This is a genomic window from Flavihumibacter solisilvae, assembly GCF_000814475.1.
Lineage (GTDB): Bacteria > Bacteroidota > Bacteroidia > Chitinophagales > Chitinophagaceae > Flavihumibacter > Flavihumibacter solisilvae.
This window is the reverse complement of sequence record NZ_JSVC01000001.1, coordinates 339,835-356,694: the sequence shown is the minus strand read 5'-3', so window position 1 is coordinate 356,694 and position 16,860 is coordinate 339,835. Positions and strand designations below refer to the sequence as shown.

At 47.9% G+C, this 16,860-nt stretch carries 13 protein-coding genes; 6 read left to right on the top strand and 7 right to left on the bottom strand.

Annotation, left to right across the window (positions count from 1 at the left end; genetic code table 11):
• Positions 1 to 3: 3 nt before the first annotated feature.
• From OI18_RS01530 to OI18_RS01520, 3 genes are all read right to left on the bottom strand, one after another.
• Complete coding sequence (locus OI18_RS01530) at positions 4 to 654, bottom strand: DUF4136 domain-containing protein (RefSeq protein ID WP_052272765.1); 651 nt, start codon at positions 652 to 654, stop codon at positions 4 to 6.
• A 127-nt stretch (positions 655 to 781) separates the two neighbouring features.
• The gene (locus OI18_RS01525) at positions 782 to 1,033 is read right to left on the bottom strand and encodes a hypothetical protein (RefSeq protein WP_039136398.1); all 252 of its coding nucleotides are present in this window, start codon (positions 1,031 to 1,033) and stop codon (positions 782 to 784) included.
• A complete protein-coding gene (locus OI18_RS01520) occupies positions 1,030 to 2,103 on the bottom strand; it encodes a formylglycine-generating enzyme family protein (protein ID WP_052272764.1) in 1,074 nt (357 codons plus the stop codon). The genes OI18_RS01525 and OI18_RS01520 overlap by 4 nt, the downstream gene beginning before the upstream one ends.
• A gap of 120 nt (positions 2,104 to 2,223) precedes the next feature.
• Between OI18_RS01520 and OI18_RS01515 the strand changes: the two genes are divergently transcribed.
• Positions 2,224 to 2,832: an SPOR domain-containing protein gene (locus OI18_RS01515; protein ID WP_039136397.1), complete on the top strand. Its 609-nt coding sequence runs from the start codon at positions 2,224 to 2,226 to the stop codon at positions 2,830 to 2,832.
• Positions 2,833 to 2,837: 5 nt separating this feature from the next.
• Here the strand turns inward: OI18_RS01515 and OI18_RS01510 are convergent, their stop codons facing one another.
• From OI18_RS01510 to OI18_RS01500, 3 genes are all read right to left on the bottom strand, one after another.
• Complete coding sequence (locus tag OI18_RS01510) at positions 2,838 to 4,118, bottom strand: M16 family metallopeptidase (protein WP_039136396.1); 1,281 nt, start codon at positions 4,116 to 4,118, stop codon at positions 2,838 to 2,840.
• A 41-nt stretch (positions 4,119 to 4,159) separates the two neighbouring features.
• Positions 4,160 to 5,395, bottom strand: a complete 1,236-nt coding sequence (locus OI18_RS01505; RefSeq protein WP_039136395.1) for a M16 family metallopeptidase — start codon at positions 5,393 to 5,395, stop codon at positions 4,160 to 4,162.
• Between the two features lie 68 nt (positions 5,396 to 5,463).
• Complete coding sequence (locus OI18_RS01500) at positions 5,464 to 6,642, bottom strand: aspartyl protease family protein (protein WP_039136390.1); 1,179 nt, start codon at positions 6,640 to 6,642, stop codon at positions 5,464 to 5,466.
• A 147-nt stretch (positions 6,643 to 6,789) separates the two neighbouring features.
• On the opposite strand from OI18_RS01500, the gene mqnC reads away from it, so the two are divergent.
• Genes mqnC through OI18_RS01485 form a run of 3 tightly spaced genes read left to right on the top strand, consistent with a single transcriptional unit; the run spans position 6,790 to position 11,396 of the window.
• The gene (gene mqnC / locus OI18_RS01495; protein ID WP_039136388.1) at positions 6,790 to 7,914 is read left to right on the top strand and encodes a cyclic dehypoxanthinyl futalosine synthase; all 1,125 of its coding nucleotides are present in this window, start codon (positions 6,790 to 6,792) and stop codon (positions 7,912 to 7,914) included.
• Positions 7,915 to 7,941: 27 nt separating this feature from the next.
• Positions 7,942 to 11,046 (top strand): TonB-dependent receptor, encoded by a 3,105-nt coding sequence (locus tag OI18_RS01490; protein WP_039136386.1) that lies wholly within the window; start codon positions 7,942 to 7,944, stop codon positions 11,044 to 11,046.
• A 26-nt stretch (positions 11,047 to 11,072) separates the two neighbouring features.
• A complete protein-coding gene (locus tag OI18_RS01485) occupies positions 11,073 to 11,396 on the top strand; it encodes a hypothetical protein (protein WP_205409963.1) in 324 nt (107 codons plus the stop codon).
• 20 nt (positions 11,397 to 11,416) lie between these two features.
• Here OI18_RS01485 and OI18_RS01480 read toward each other — a convergent pair whose 3' ends face one another.
• Positions 11,417 to 14,071, bottom strand: a complete 2,655-nt coding sequence (locus OI18_RS01480; protein WP_039136384.1) for a glycoside hydrolase family 3 C-terminal domain-containing protein — start codon at positions 14,069 to 14,071, stop codon at positions 11,417 to 11,419.
• A 109-nt stretch (positions 14,072 to 14,180) separates the two neighbouring features.
• On the opposite strand from OI18_RS01480, the gene OI18_RS01475 reads away from it, so the two are divergent.
• Together OI18_RS01475 and OI18_RS01470 are read left to right on the top strand one after the other, a co-directional pair.
• Positions 14,181 to 15,266 (top strand): exo-alpha-sialidase, encoded by a 1,086-nt coding sequence (locus OI18_RS01475; protein WP_240312704.1) that lies wholly within the window; start codon positions 14,181 to 14,183, stop codon positions 15,264 to 15,266.
• Positions 15,263 to 16,717 (top strand): alpha-L-fucosidase, encoded by a 1,455-nt coding sequence (locus OI18_RS01470; RefSeq protein ID WP_039136379.1) that lies wholly within the window; start codon positions 15,263 to 15,265, stop codon positions 16,715 to 16,717. The genes OI18_RS01475 and OI18_RS01470 overlap by 4 nt, the downstream gene beginning before the upstream one ends.
• The last annotated feature ends 143 nt before the right edge of the window (positions 16,718 to 16,860 follow it).

Genomic DNA, 16,860 nt, shown 5'->3' with positions numbered 1-16,860 from the left:
AAATTATTGCTTGAGGTATGGTGATTGAATGAACATCTGGTCGATATTCTTGTCTATCCGCTGATTGATCTCAGCATCGGTTCCCTGGAGAAGGCCATTGAGGATGCCCATCCATTTTACAGGCAATGTGGTATCCGCATCGCTTACCAGGTTCGGATCAGCAATACTGACAATCACAGAACCTGTGCTATATGAGGTGCAAACAATATCAGTGGGATATCCCCAGCCGTAGCCTGGTCCCCATGCAGGCGGATAGTAACCCCATCCCGGGTACCAACCCCAGTAACAATACCAGCAATAATATGCGCAGCTTGCCCAGGTCTGATCTGATGCTGCAGCCATAACAACCACGTCGGCCTTTGCCTGGCCGGTTTCTGACAATTGTGTCCAGCCAAGCGCATCAAGATTTGACTTGAGGCTGGAAAGAATCTGCCTGTCATAACGATGATCAGCAGTACCCCCCTCTGTAATGTGCACTACAGAGTCGGGCATGAAATAAGTATTGATACCAGAGAAGTTGTAAGCCTTGTCCTGGTTGGTGTACACCACATCATAATCAGATACATAGTCTGGATAAGAAGGAGAACATGAGGCAAGGATTACCGCAAATAGACAGGATAATTGTATTATCCTTTTTAAAACTGCTGCATTCATACGATCAAATTTTTGAAGATGAGTAAGAAAGGCAGAGTAGGATTATTCTAATCAGAGCAGTTAATCAGAGCCTGGAAATCAGGTTTTAAATTTAGTCCAACAATTACAATTCAATCCTATTTTACGGTTAATTATGAGGCCTTCTGGGGAGGGAGAATCCGCGTGTATTACTGTCGGGAAAATGAGTGAGAAGCGCAGCTTTATTCATGTCTTTACTGCATTCAATTGCTCCAGTGTCCGTTCTGTTCAAACGCAATGCATTCCTGTCATGTACATTATCTCTTATGGCGCTTTGCTTATCAAGTTGTTTGATAATCACTCCTGCAAGAACTCCTGCTCCGGCAACTAACGTCCAGTATATTAATACTGATCTCTTCATTGCGTCGCAATTTGTGTTACAGCTGGTGCATCTTTTACACAGCGAAAGCCTACATGGCTCATACTGCTTTCCGGACTGCTCGACTGACGGGCACTTGGACGATATCGCCAGCAATACGTATCATGACAAAGGAACGAACCGCCTTTCTGCACACGAAGTGGTGTATAAGGCTGGTCAGGATCCCTGCTATGTGCAGGTCCCTTTGGATTATCCTGTGTAGCGCCTTCTTCATAAGTGTTATACAACAGTTTATCGTACCAGTCATTGCACCACTCCCAAACATTTCCTGCCATATCATACAACCCATATCCATTTGGTGCAAATGACTTTACCGGGGCAGTTCCGGTATAACCGTCTTTACCAGTGTTCTCATTGGGGAAGTTTCCCTGCCAGGTGTTCGCATAAACTTTTTCGTCCGTGGGAGGATCGTCACCCCACACAAAGTTCTTTCCCTTCAGCCCGCCTCTCGCTGCAAACTCCCACTCAGCTTCTGTCGGGAGTCGCTTTCCAGCCCATTTACAGTAAGCCTGCACATCATTCCAGCTTACCTGCACAACAGGATGGTTTTCTCTTCCTTTAAGATCGGATGCCGGTCCTTCGGGATGACGCCATGTCGCACCATGTACCCAACTCCACCAGTTTCGCATGTCGTTAAGTGATACATTGCGCATTGGGGGTATAAACACGAGTGAACCTGGTACCAGGTCTTTCGGATCCGGCGGAGGTGTACCGGGTGGCACCTGGGCCATGATATCTTCCAGTTTCGGCGCCTTTTCCGCGTCAGTCACATATCCGGTCGCCCTTACAAATTCATCAAATTCGTTGTTGGTCACTTCATGCACGTCCATCCAGAATCCATGAACACGTACCTGGTGTGCAGGCCTTTCTTCCTGCCAGGACATCGGGTCGTCTGACCCCATATGGAATTCACCGCCCGGAATCCAAACCATACCCGCCGGCGCCGGTCCTGAAGGCCTTGTTGCCATAGCCGTTTCCCTCAATCGCAGCAGGAAGTATGTAATCGCGGCCGCAACGACCAATACCAGAATTGAAAGCAGTAGTCTTTTCATTTAACCCCTATTTACCTCCAGGACATCGTCAAATTTAGCAGATGTCATAACTTGGATGTAGTTATTAATTCGCAATACCATCCGTTCCCGCATCTTCTCGTCACAATCAAATTTCAAAGTATGAAAAAAAATTTCTTTCCTATCCTGCTTTTGCTTGTGTTTGCTGCATGCGGTCCTTCAACAAAAATCGAAAAAAGCTGGCGTGATCCCGCAGCCACATTAAAACCAGGTGACTGGAAAAAAGTACTCACCGTCGGGCTGCTCAAAGATGAAGCAACAAGAAGAATGGTGGAAGATCAGCTTGTTGCCCGGCTCAAGGGCGCCGGTGTCGCTTCTTACCAGTACTTTACGGATAAAGAGATTACCGAAGACAAAGCCCAGGCACTGAAGGACAAACTCAAGGCAGACGGCTTCGACGGCGCGATCATTATGCGACTGGTGCAGGTCGAAAAAGAAACCAACTATGTACCGGGCAGTTCTTCCTTCCCGACTTATTACGGTGGATTTGGACCATACTATTACAATAGCTGGAACTCTTTTTATTCACCTGGATACTACACAACTGACAAGATCTACCACGTTGAAACGAATGTATATTCCATCGCTCAGGACAAACTCCTGTGGTCCGGAATTACCAGCACCACCAATCCGAGCAAGACCGACAAAATGTTCAATGAAGTGGCTGAAGTAGTCGCTGCAAAAATGCGCAAAGAAGGCTTCCTTCAATAGTCCGGTTAAACTACAACCAGCTCATAGAAGTCAGCGGGGTTCAGGTACTTGTTTGCAAGTGCCTGCATCTCCGCTGCACTAATTGTCTTGATAGTATTGATACTGTTATAGAAGAAGTTCTCATCAAGGTCATTCAGGATGATATTCTTCCATCTCCCGATTATATGAAACGGTCCATCCAGGTCACCAAGGATCGATCCCATCAGGTAATTGCGCACCAGCATTAATTCTTCTTCATCGATAAGTTCATTTCGCAGTATATCCATTTCGCTATAAACTTCTGAGATGGTCGCTTCCGAAACATCGCGGCCGGCTTCAGTAGAAACCATCCATGCGCTTTGCTGAATATGGTTCTGAAGGTAACTGTAAATGCCATAAGTATACCCCTTGTCCTCGCGGATATTATTCATCAGGCGGGCACCGAAAAATCCACCGAAAACCGTGTTCAGGACCTGCACGCCGAAAAAGTCCGGGTGATGCCGGTTCGGAAAATGGCGACCAATCCGGATTGCGCCCTGCACTCCATTCGGATCATTCGTAACCCGGTATTTTTTCTCCGTTGCAGGCATCACGTGGTGAATCACCGGCATGGTTTCATTGCCATGCAGGGGCAGGTCACCAAAATGCTCCTCCAGCATTTCATTCAGATTCGATGGAAGTTTTCCGGCAACGAACATGACGCATCTTCCATTGCGGTAATATTCGTCATAGAATGAGATCAATGTATTCCGGTCCAGTGCATCAATATCTTCAGCGCGACTATATCTTCCATATGGATGATCGAATCCAAAAAGATACTCATCGATCAGCCGGTTGGCAACAAAGTCGTTCTTCTTAAGGTTGACCTCAAGGCGTTGCCTGTTGTTTTGTTTATACAGGTGCAGTTCAGATTCGGGAATAACGGCATCGGTGATCAGTTCCCTTACGACAGGTAAGAGTTTGGATAAATGTTTGGTCAGGCTGTGCAGGTTAATCGTACTTGTCTCATTATAACAGGCACGGCTAAGCGCGGCACCGTAATAGTCAAAATGTTCATTTACCTCAAATGCCGTACGGTTGGATGTCCCGTTTTTTAATAAAAAGTTGGTTGCCGGCGCTACCAGGTTTTGTTTCTCATACCAGTTTCCTGCCCTGAAGACCCATTCCACCTGGATGAGTTCTTCCGCACCGGCGTTTATGGCATAAACTTCCACTCCATTCCTCAGCACATACTTTTCATATGGCTTCAGTTTCAGGTCAAATTCAACCGCATCTTTATATGCCGGTGCTTTTTTTCTGTTTATCACTCGTTGCTTGTTAATAGTTTAGAATTGTTGATGCCCGCAGATCACTTCGCACGGTAATACAAAGTGTGACTGTTGTTTTCGTCAAAGATCCGCCTGCATTCTTCAAGTACTTCTCCGGCGGTAACTGCATTGTATTTGTCAAGCTCCGTATTCATCAGGTCCGCATCACCCAGCAACTCGTAATATGCGATGCTTGCAGCACGGTTCATCACGCTCATGTCTTCGAAGGCCATAGTGCTTTCTGTCTTGTTCTTTACCTTTTCAAGTTCAGTCGTAGTAACTCCATCACGTTTCAGCTTCTCCAGCAGCTCTTCCACTGCTGCCTCAGCCTGTTCCGGTGTAACTCCCTTTACGAGTTTACCATCTATACACAGGAGGCCGGGATCTGTTGAACCGAAATGGTAACAATCAATATTCGTGAATAGATGTTGCTCCTTGACCAGTGACTGGTAAAGCCGTGAGGAAGCACCGCTTCCAAGGATATCGGTAATGAGGTCAACAGCATAATAACGCTCGTCAAGCCGCGAGGGCATGTGCCAGGTTTTCAGAAACGCGTCTACTGGCACATCGGCTGTTATGTCCATCCGCCTGGGGGCAGATTGTTCCTGCTCCTGTGGAACCTGGCGAATATATTTCTCGCCCGGTTCAATATCGCCAAACCATTTTTCTGCCAACGCGAGTACTTCTGCGGTAACCACGTTTCCTGCAACAACCAGGATGGCATTGGAAGGAGTATAATGACGGAAGAAAAATTGTTTCACATCTTCCAGCGTAGCCTGTTCAATATGTTTTAGTTCCTTTCCTATGGTCATCCATTTATAGGGATGCTCTTCATAGGCCATTTCCCGCATCCGGAACCAAACGTCGCCATAAGGCTTGTTGATATAATGCTCTTTAAATTCTTCGGAAACCACCTTTCGCTGCACTTCCAGGCTTTTCTTGCTGAACGCCAGGCTCAGCATCCGGTCGCTTTCCAGCCAGAACGCGGTTTCAATATTGGCCGAAGGTAACTGGCAATAATAGTTTGTCAGGTCATTGGTAGTATACGCATTATTCTCACCACCTGCCTTCTGGAGCTCGTCATCATACTCGGCAATATTTATACTGCCGCCAAACATCAGGTGTTCAAAAAGATGGGCAAATCCTGTCCTGGATGGATCCTCGTCTCTCGCTCCCACGTCATACAGCACATTCACAACCGCCATGGGAGTGGAATTATCCTCATGTACGAGTACCCGGAGACCATTGGGAAGCACAAATCTGGAAAACTGGATCATAATTGTTTTGCACGCGGTTTGCTGCGCGAATGCAAAGTAACAGACAAGCGGGCAATAAAAAAGTTTGGCTATTTCTTCAGGATGTTCCCAACCTTCATGTACAACTCCTCCAGGTCACCGTCCTTTTTCCTTACTACGAGGAATTTTAACCTCGCCCCGGGCTGTTGCAGCATATTCCGGTAAACCTGGATGTTCCGGGACATATTATTCTCAACAGCTATAATAATATCACCTTCAATGAAGCCGGCCTTTTCCGCCGGGGAACCTTTCATAATATCCGTAACGGTTACCTGGCCATTGATAAAGTAAAACCCCAGCCCGGTATAAGCGTAGTCGAAGGGATCCCTGAAATGCCTGTTTGGTATAAGGTAGATATCGCGGCGGTCATAATTGAGGATCACATTGAACCTTCGGAGGAGGTCGTTGCCGATCAACCCGCCGAGATACGGATATGAGGTGACATTATATTCGTCTTCGAATATGTAGGTCGGCACTTTCCTGAACCGGTATGGGCCTATCCTGAACTCCCTGACGGTGGTCAGTTTCATCATGGTTTTGCCGCCCAGCCCTTCTGCCTGGGTCGGATAAAGCTTCTTGCTTTTGGAAAACACGGCACTGTCTGCAATAAAATCTTCAGTCAGCAGGAGGGATAAACCTGCTCCGGTATCAAAAAAGAAACGGGTCGTGATCGCTTCTTCTTCTTTCATCCGGTTGGTTGTAACCGGGATAGTTGCCAATGTTGGCTTGATAAGAAATCCCCCTCGCGGATACCGCATCGTTCCTTTCGTATAAACATACATGAGCGTGGTATCGTAATCAATTTTTACAATATAACGGGAAAAGAAGCTGAAGCCGATGATACCGTCTATCTTCTCGCCATAAACACTGGCCAGGATGTCGTAATCGTTGATGTGAAAGTTGAGGCTGTCGACTGTGAGTCCGGGGAATTTCAATGAATGGTTATTGGCGAAGCGTACTTTTTTCAGGCCTGCAATTCCGCGGATTGTCCGGTCTGTTGCAACAGTTGGAATCTTGAGTTCCTCCACTGTCATCGAATCAAGTGAAATACCACCACTACCTGTGTCGAGAATGAAATTCAGTGAATCCTTGTAATTGTCAAGCTGTGCTCTTACCATGACAACACCACCACTGTATTGCCTGAATGAAAAACTGGTTATCAACTGTGAAGGCGGATGAGAGAAATATTCCTGGGCCGCAACGATTTGCGGAACACAGGCAAGCAACATAATAACAGTTAGTTTAACAAGTGTATGTAACACAGTATGAATATACTATCAAATTATCCTGATACAAACACCATCTGTCATAAAATAATACCATATTTCCAACTTTGTCCACCTAATTTTGTTGGTCTAACAATCAAGCTGTTGAAAATGCAATTGTCCGAGCTTTACCGCAAGGCCCTGAACTTCGAATTCCTTACTATTGAAGAAGGTGTTTACCTCTATCATCATGCGCCACTGACTGAACTGATGCATATTGCAGATGAATTAAGGAAGATCCAGGTGCCTCATGGCAAAGTAACGTGGATCATTGACCGAAACCTGAATACAACCAACGTGTGCATTGCAAATTGCAAATTCTGCAATTTCTACCGCATCCCCGGTCACAAGGAAGCCTATATAACGGATATCGACACCTACCAGCGAAAGATCGCTGAAACCTTCCGTTATGGCGGTGAGCAGCTTTTATTGCAGGGAGGACATCACCCCGAACTCGGACTTGCATATTATACTGACCTGTTCAAACAGCTGAAAAAACTTTTCCCGAAACTTAAATTACATGCGCTCGGTCCCCCCGAAGTGGCACATATCTGCAAGCTGGATAAAAAATCCCACCACGAGGTGCTGAAGGCACTTAAGGATTCAGGGCTGGATTCATTACCGGGTCCGGGTGCGGAGATCCTGGTAGACAGGGTACGCCGGCTCATCAGCAAGGGCAAATGCGGGTCGCAGGAATGGCTCGATATCATGCATGAAGCACATAAGCTCAACCTGACCACTTCAGCGACGATGATGTTCGGCCATGTGGAAACAATTGAAGAAAGATTCGAGCACCTGGTGAAGATCCGTGATGTTCAGGCACGCAAGCCCGACAATGTTAAAGGCTTTATTGCCTTTATACCCTGGACCTTCCAGGATGTCGATACCCTGCTGGCAAGGATCCGTGGTGTTCATAACCTGACCACGGCCGAAGAATACATCCGCATGATCGCACTCAGCAGGATCATGCTGCCAAATGTCAAAAATATCCAGGCAAGCTGGCTGACTGTAGGCAAGGATGTTGCACAAATATGCCTGCATGCCGGGGCTAACGATTTTGGCAGCATCATGATCGAAGAGAATGTGGTCAGCGCAGCGGGTGCTCCTCACCGTTTTACCTACAAAGGCATTCAGCAGGCTATCTCAGAGGCTGGGTTTGAACCGCAACTGCGCAACCAGCAGTATGAATTCCGTGAGATCCCGGAGAATATTGAAGAGCAGGTGATAAATTATTAACTTCACCATACCTAAAACTTCTGCTGCATGAAAAACCTTGCGTTTACCACCCTATTGGTGGTTGCCTGTGTTTCTGTTATGGCGCAGGCTACAACTTCTTCTATCTCCGGACAGATAACCGATTCAAAAGGTCAACCGCTGATCAACGCAACCGTTACGGTTACCCACACTCCGACCGGTACTGCCCATTCAACAACCACAAAAACTGATGGCCGGTTCACAGTTCCAAACCTCAGGGTTGGAGGACCATATACCATCAATTTAAGTCACGTCGGCCACCAGCCCAAAACCATCGAGAATGTGACACTTAGCCTCGGCCAGCCTTATGCGGTAGACGAAGCACTCACAGAATCCTCGACCGACCTCTCCAGCGTGGTGGTGGTCGGGCAACGCAATCCTGTCATGAGCGCAAGGCGGACTGGCCTGTCGACTCAGGTTACGAGCGAACAGCTGCGAAACCTGCCAACCATCAGCAGGTCAGCCATGGACTATACCAGGCTCACTCCCGCTTCGGATGGATTTTCTTTCGCGGGCAGGAACAGCCAGTATAATAACTTTTCACTCGACGGTGCCGTTTTCAACAACCCGTTCGGTCTCGATGCAGCAACCCCGGGTGGACAAACAGATGCACAGCCGATTTCCCTGGATGCCATTGAACAGATCCAGGTGGCCATAGCACCTTATGATATTACCCAGGCAGGCTTCACCGGCGCAAGCGTAAACACCGTTACCAAATCGGGAACAAACCAATTCAGGGGAACAGCATATGCATTTTACCGGAATGAAGACCTCACCGGTAAAAAGGTGAAGGGCAATAAGATCCTTGCCCCCGATCTCAACCAGTTCCAGGGAGGATTTGCATTTGGCGGACCCATCATAAAGAACAAGCTCTTTTTCTTTGTCAATGCAGAACTGGAAGACAGGACAGACCAGGGTTCTAACTTTGTTGCTGCCAGGCCGGGACTTTCAGGCTCAAACGTGAGCAGGGTAACAGCTGAAGACCTGGAGTCTGTCAGTACCGCCCTACGTAACCGCTTCCAGTACGAAACCGGCGTTTATGAAGGCTACACCCATAATACAGATAACGTAAAGGGTCTTGTTAAACTCGACTGGAATATCAGTAGCAAGCATTCATTGGCATTTACTTACAATTTCCTGGACGCCTCCAAGGATAAGCCGGCACACCCTTCGGCTATTGGCCGTCGTGGTCCGGATTATACCACCCTGCAATTCTACAACAGTGGGTATACCATCAACAATAAGCTGAACAATTTCGCGCTGGAACTGAAAAGCAATATCAGCAGTACCTATGCCAACAAATTCCGGGCGGTATATACCACGTTCCGCGATACCCGCGATCCGTTTTCAGTGCCCTTCCCCGTTATCAACATCAATAAAGACGGAGTACGTTACATTGTAGCGGGCCATGAACCATTCTCCATTCACAACAAACTGAACCAGGATGCCTTCCAGGTAACCGATAACTTCAACATCTTCCTTAACAAACACACCCTTACCCTTGGCGGCAGCTTCGAGCAATTCAAGTTTGAAAACAGTTTCAACCTTGATGCATATGGTGGAACTTTTGGTCCGGGTCATGCCTCTGTGCAGGAATTTGTTAACCAGGTGAACAGTGGTGATTTTGATGATGAGGTAGCATTTGCACGCAATGCTTTTGAAGCCGGGAACTGGAACTGGGCAAATTCCAAACTTGGCCAGTTCGCGCTTTATGCACAGGATGAATGGTCAATCCTGAAAAACCTTCGGGTTACAGTCGGCGTGCGGATGGACATTCCGCTATACTTTGATACCAAGGATAATATTATCCCGAATAAGGATGATGTAACCTATTATGATGAAAATGGTACCCCGGTAAAACTGGATAACACCAAATTACCGGACCAGACACCACTTTTCTCCCCACGCCTTGGCTTCAACTGGGATGTCTTTGGTAACAAAACGCTGCAGGTCCGTGGCGGAACGGGGTTATTTACCGGTCGCTTCCCCTTCGTTTGGGTAGGAAACCAGGTGGCAAATCCTTATTGGTTCTATTATAATGTAACTGCCCCTGATTTCGAATGGCCACAGGTATGGAGGTCAAATATTGGCGTCGATTACCGCTTCGCAAGTGGCTGGACCACCTCGCTTGATGTGGTGTATACAAAGGACCTCAATGCCATGATGGTTCGTAATTATGGCCTCAACCTGCCGACCAGCACGCTTAATGGCGTGGAAGACCGCCTGGTTTATGACAACGCCAACAAGGCCCACTATGATGGTCTTGGATTCCCTATACCGGTAAGCGCATACGTTTTTGACAATGTAAAGGTTGGGCACCAGTTCAATATCAGCGCCCAGGTACAACGGTACTTCGAAAAAGGATACTACGTAATGTTTGGCTACAACTACCTGACTGCAGAAGACGCGAGCTCGATCAGTGCCGAGATCTCAGGTGACGCTTTTGACCGCAACCCTGCTATCAACAATGTGAATGACGCCATTTCAACGCCTTCGCTGTATGGCAACAAGCACCGGTTTGTGGCTGCCGGCTTCCGGAAATTTACTTACAGCAAGGATAAACTCGCAACCACCGTCTCCCTGTTTGCACAGTACGCTCAGGGTGGCCGGTTTACCTACACATATGCCGGCGACATCAATAATGACGGCTCCGTGTTTAATGATCTCATTTATATTCCTACAGATGCCGATCTCGACGTCATGACCTTCAGTGGCAACGCCCAGGCCCAGGCATCCCAACGGGAGGGTTACCGTGCTTTCATTGAACAGGACGACTACCTTAGTGGCCGTCGTGGCCAGTATGCCGAAAAATATGCGATCCTCAGTCCCTGGTACAGCAATTGGGATTTCCGGCTGCTGCAGGACTTCAACTTTAAAGTAGGAGAACGGATCAACACCGTTCAGTTTTCCATGGATGTGCTGAACATCGGGAACCTCATCAACAGTGACTGGGGAGTGAGGCAGTTGCCGATCAACAGCCAGCCGGTAGGTGTATCGGTTGTGAATAATACGCCAATTTATTCCTTCGATACCGCACAGCAGACAACTTTTGTAGATGATTTCAGTCTATTAAGTCGCTGGCAGATCCAATTTGGTCTCCGGTATATTTTTTGATCGAAAAGGTCATTAACATGCCAACAATGAAAACTTATCGTCCTTCTTTGATCCTTTGCCTGGCACTGGATGCTGTAGGTTATTTTACCTATGCCATTCCATTCCTCGGAGAGTTCGGGGATATATTGTGGGCGCCGGTTTCAGGCCTGCTGTTCTATAAGCTGTTCGGCGGTTGGAAGGGTGCGCTTGGCGGGTTCTTTAGCTTTGCGGAGGAAATTCTTCCCTTCACCGACTTTGTACCTTCGTTCACACTGGGCTGGATTGCGCAGCAGTTCAGTTTCAACGGGTTCCAGTCGAAGGAGAAGTTTCACGCAAAGGCACAAAGTAACGCAATGGCGCAAAGAGGTTAATATCGCCCTGCCACTTTCCGTTATTTCACGGTGAGCGTTTCCTTCACCCTGATGTCGCGTGAAGAAGCGCCGATCATTATCCTAAAGTCGCCGGGCTCGATCACTTTCTGCAAGTCCTTATCCAGCATCGTGAGCATCTCCGGCGTAATGGTAAATGAAATTCTCTTCTGCTCCCCCGCTGCCAGGTGAACACGCTGAAAGCCCTTAAGTTCCATAACGGGGCGTGACACTGATGCAAGCATGTCGTGGATATACAATTGCACCACCTCGTCGCCCGCAACTTTACCAGTATTCCGAAGGGTGAAACTTACTTCGGTATTGCTGTCCTTGCTGATATTATTCGAGGACAGTTTAATGTCATTATAACTGAAGGAAGTATAACTTAACCCGTAGCCGAAAGGAAACAGCGGTAAGCCAGAAAGGTTATGATAGTCGTCGCCGCGCCCAGTAGGTTTATGGTTGTAAACCAGGGGCAGCTGGGCTTCGTGTACAGGAAAGGTAATTGGCAACCTGCCGGCCGGATTGAAATCGCCGAACAGTACTTCTGCTACTGCATGACCCCCTTCTTCACCCGGGTACCAGGCATGTACAACTGATGCGACGCTGTCGAGCCAGTTGCTCATAGTGATGGCGCTTCCACCGATTAGTACGACCACTACAGGTTTTCCGGTCGCAGCCACCGCCCTGATCAGTTCTTCCTGGTAACCTGGCAGAGAAAGCATGGCGCGGTCCTGGAACTCGCCTTCATGAATTCCGGCTGCAATTATTGCCACATCTGATTTTTTTGCCGCGGCAACCGCTGCCGCAATGCGCGCTTTTTTGTCCTTTTTCACGCCGGCGTCCCATACCAGCCTGATGCGTGCATTCCCTACCGGTTCAAAAAACTCGACTTTAATATCATAGGACTTGCCTTTCTCAAAATTGTGGGTCGCGAAGAGCGTACGGTAAGTCTGCTTTTGCCAGTTGTCAACAACAAGCGTCCCATTTATATATAGCCGGTAGCCGTCATTGCCGTCCAGACCGATCCTGAACTTACCGGAGAGCTGACTTTTAATTTTGCCGGTCCACCGCGCAGAATAATTGTCCATTTTAATGGAACGGTCCGGTCCGGATAGTGTCCAAAGGAAATTAATTGACTTATCGACACGCCTGATCTTCGGCTCGCCTTCAAGGCTGATGTTATCAAAATAGCTTGCTGCCAATCCCTGCCCGGACTCATTGCTGAGTGCCGAATCCGGAACCACAACCCATTCATCGGCATTCACACCTGCACCTTCAGAATAGGAAACGGTTATGCCGCCGGCCCTCTTCCGGATGCCTTCAAGGATGCTGACTTTACCATTACCGTTACCGCTGTATCCACCAAGTCGAGCTGCTGTGGCGTCCTCGCCAATTACCGCTATGCTCCTGATCCCTTTTTTTAAAGGCAACACATTGCTTTTGTTTTTCAGCAGCACCATAGCTTCACGTGCAGCTTCGCGTGCGAGTGGTTTGTGTTCGGCATTCTTAATCAGCTTTGTAACAGCTTCTTCACTTACATAGGGTTGTTCAAACAGACCAAGTTGAAACTTTGCCTTCAATACCCTGGCCACGGCATCATTGAGTCGCTCAGGATTTACTTCGCCGTTAAGAAAAGGCGGAATAAACAGTTTGTGGTGATTATAATCTGTCTGGAAAATAACATCAAGTCCGCCGTTGACAGCATTCCTTCCCGCATCTGCATAATTCCTGGCAGTATAATGCAATACAACATCTCCCCCAACTGCATTGGCATCAGAGATAACAAAGCCATCGAACTTCCACTGCCGTTTCAACTTTTCCATTAACAACCAACTGTTTGTTGAAGCAGAGGTTCCGTCGATTGAATTGTATGAGGTCATAACAGACCGGGAGCCACCACGTTCAAAACATGCACGGAATGGCGGAAAGTAGATTTCCTCCAGCAGTCGTTCGTTCATTTGAATGGGATAGCTGTCGCGGCCACCGTCACCGACGTTTGCAACAAAATGCTTCGGCGTGGTGATGATCCCCATCTTTTCGAATGCGCTTACAAAGGCAACTCCCATTTCGCTGCTCAACATGGGGTCTTCCCCATAAGTCTCTTCCGTACGACCCCAGCGTACGTCGCCGGCAATGTTCACAACAGGTGTAAGAATGTCCCTGATTCCCCTCGCTTTCGTTTCTATGGCGATGGCAGTAGCTACTTTGTGCATGAGAGATGTGTCCCAGGTTGAAGCGAGTGCAATTGCCTGGGGAAAGGAAGTGGCTCCTTCGCGCACCAGCCCGTGCAGGGCTTCGTCAAATGCAATGATCGGGATGCCAAGGCGCGACTTCTCCACGAAATATTTCTGGATGGCATTGATTTTCCGGGTCAGCACGAGCGCATTTTCCGAAGTATTGTAATTCAACATCTGGCCTCCCGCATCACCTTTCGAGGCTGCACTGACCTGGAAGCCGAAAATCCCGTTCTTATATTGATCCGGGGCCGCATTGTCGAGGTCGCCCGGAATCATGAACAATTGCCAGAATTTCTCTTCAGGCGTCATCCGTGCAAGAAGATCGGCAACCCTCTGGTCGATCGGGAGTGCCGGATTTTTATAAGGTAGCACCTGCTGGCTGAAAATGCTTGTAGATATTGCTAAAAAGGAGGAGAACAGGAGAAGCGCTCTTTTCATAATTTTAAAATTCTTTTGCTCAGATCCCGAATTACAGAAGATGCAAAAATCACTGAAAATCCTAATTGCGGGTTGTTCTTTTTTAATACTTTCTTGTTGTTATTTGCGTGTGGCAGCACAGGTTTCCAATACGTATGTTTCAGCAGTGGGATTGCCTTCCCTGCGCCCGGAAAGAAGCATGATCCACGTGCCGGATACCAGCTGGCTCTATGCCCATCACCCGGCGATTACCTTTTTCAAAGGCCGGTATATTGCCATGTGGAGCAATGGCATGAAGGATGAGGACAACCCTGGCCAGCGTGTGGTGTTTTCCGTGTCGAAAGACTTCAAAAAATGGTCTGAGCCTGCGGTACTTTCAGACCCAGGTATATATAAAGGCGACACTTTGAATGTGCTGACGGCAGCCGGTTTCCACCAGTTCAAAGATTCGCTGGTGGCTTATTACGGCGAATATTCACCGCATCGTACCAACACCCATCTCTGGGCCAGGGTTTCTGCCGATGGCCTTATCTGGAGTGCTCCGCGGGATATGCACCTGCCGGTAAACCCGAATTTCGGCCCGCAACAAACCGCTTCCGGCAGGCTCATCATCAGCGGCAATTTTACCTTTCCTTATACAGATGATCCGAGCGGATTATCAGGGTGGACGATGAACAGCTTTTATCCTGCAGATCTTTACAGCGAGGATAACCCCGCCACATTTTACAAGCCTGCCGAAAAAAGCGGTTATCCCCCATTGTGCGAAGGCTCGTTCTTCCAGGCTGCTGATAAAACTATCAATATGCTGATGCGGGTTACAGGCAAGGGGTGGAAAGGTAAACTCTGGATTACAAGGAGTACCGATGACGGAGCAAGCTGGTCAAAACCGGAAGAAGCGCCGTTCAGCGACAACGACAGCAAATTCCATTTCGGGAAACTGCCGGATGGCCGTTATTATTATGTCGGAATTCCGGATACCTTGCAACATTACGCACGTACTCCGCTCGTGATCTCGGTTTCAGCTGATGGGCATTCTTTCAACAAACATTTTATTATTGCAGATGAATTATACGCTTTAAAGAAAGAAGGCCTCTGGAAAGGTGGTCAGTACGGTTATCCGCATACGATGATAAAAGATGGCTACATGTATGTGATCGTTTCACGACAGAAAGAAGCTGTAGAAATTCTCCGTTTCAGATTAAATAAACTAAAATGACCAAGGTTAAACACTTGCTGATGTATGCTTTGCTGGCTACCGGACTTGGATCCCAGGCCCAGGAGCACAATTTTTCAACGGAATATGTGCCGCCGGCAGACCCGCTGGTGAAGGTAAAGCTCGAGCAATGGCAGGACCTTAAATTCGGCCTGTTCATGCACTGGGGCACCTACAGCCAGTGGGGTGTAGTGGAAAGCTGGAGCATCTGTCCTGAGGATGAAGGATGGACTCAGCGTCGCGGCCCCTATGCAGCAAGCTACAACGAGTATAAGAAAGCTTATGAGAACCTGCAGAAGACATTTAATCCCGTGAAGTTCAATCCCACAAAATGGGCAGCAGCAGCAAAAGAAGCGGGGATGAAATACGTGGTGTTTACCACAAAACATCATGATGGCTTCAGCATGTTTGACACAAAAGAGACAGATTATAAGGTTACGTCTCCCAACACGCCCTTTTCTTCCAACCCGAAAAGCAATATCACGAAAGAGGTGTTCAATGCTTTCCGGAATGAGGGCTTCCTTATCGGGGCATATTTTTCCAAACCGGACTGGAATACGCCAACCTATTGGTGGCCCTATTTTCCACCAAAGGATCGTAACGTGAATTATGATCCGAAGAAATATCCTGAAAAGTGGAATGCCTTCAAAAAATTCACTACCAACCAGATCGAAGAGCTGATGACCGGTTACGGCAAGGTAGACATTCTCTGGCTTGACGGCGGCTGGGTAAGGCCCTTCTCCAGCATTGATACAAGCGTGGAATGGCAGCGCACGATCCCCTACGACCAGGATATCGATATGGCCTCCATTGCTGCAATGGGAAGAAAGCACCAGCCAGGACTGCTGGTCGTTGACCGGTCAGTTGGAGGTGAGTTTGAGAACTATGTTACACCTGAACAGACCATTCCGAAAAAAGCACTCGACTATCCCTGGGAAAGCTGTATTACCATGGGCGGATCCTGGAGCTATGTTCCGAACGACAGGTATAAACCGGCCCGGGAACTGGTTCATATGTTGCTGAAGATCATTTCAAGGGGCGGAAACTTCCTGCTCAATATCGGGCCTTCCCCTGAAGGCGATTATGCTGACAGCGCATACGCAAGGCTGAAGGAGATCGGGCAGTGGATGAAGGTCCATGGCGATGGCGTATATAACACGGTTTCCTACCCGCCGTATGAGGACGGAAATTTCTTATATGTACAGTCGAAGGATAAAAAAACGGTATATGCATATGTACTGAGCGGACAACAGCAGGATGAAGTAACCGTGCCTGCATCCGTGACTGTGCCTGGAATTACCCTGACGAAAAAAAGCCGGATCGTATGCCTAGATGCGCCAAAGGAAAAGATCAGTTCCAGCAACAGGGATGGGGTCACCACTATAAGTGTTCCGAAGAAAATCCAGGAAAACAAGTCGTATAAATATGCTGTGTGCTTTAAGATCAGTTTGTAGGACTGCGACCTGGGGTTGAAGCCAATAATTCAATAGGTGAATAAGTGAACAGGTGAATTCGCTGCCCAGGCGGTGGGTTGACCTGTTCGCTTTTCCTGTGAGCGAAAGGTTTGGGCATAAAAAAAGGGGTCAGAATAGAAATT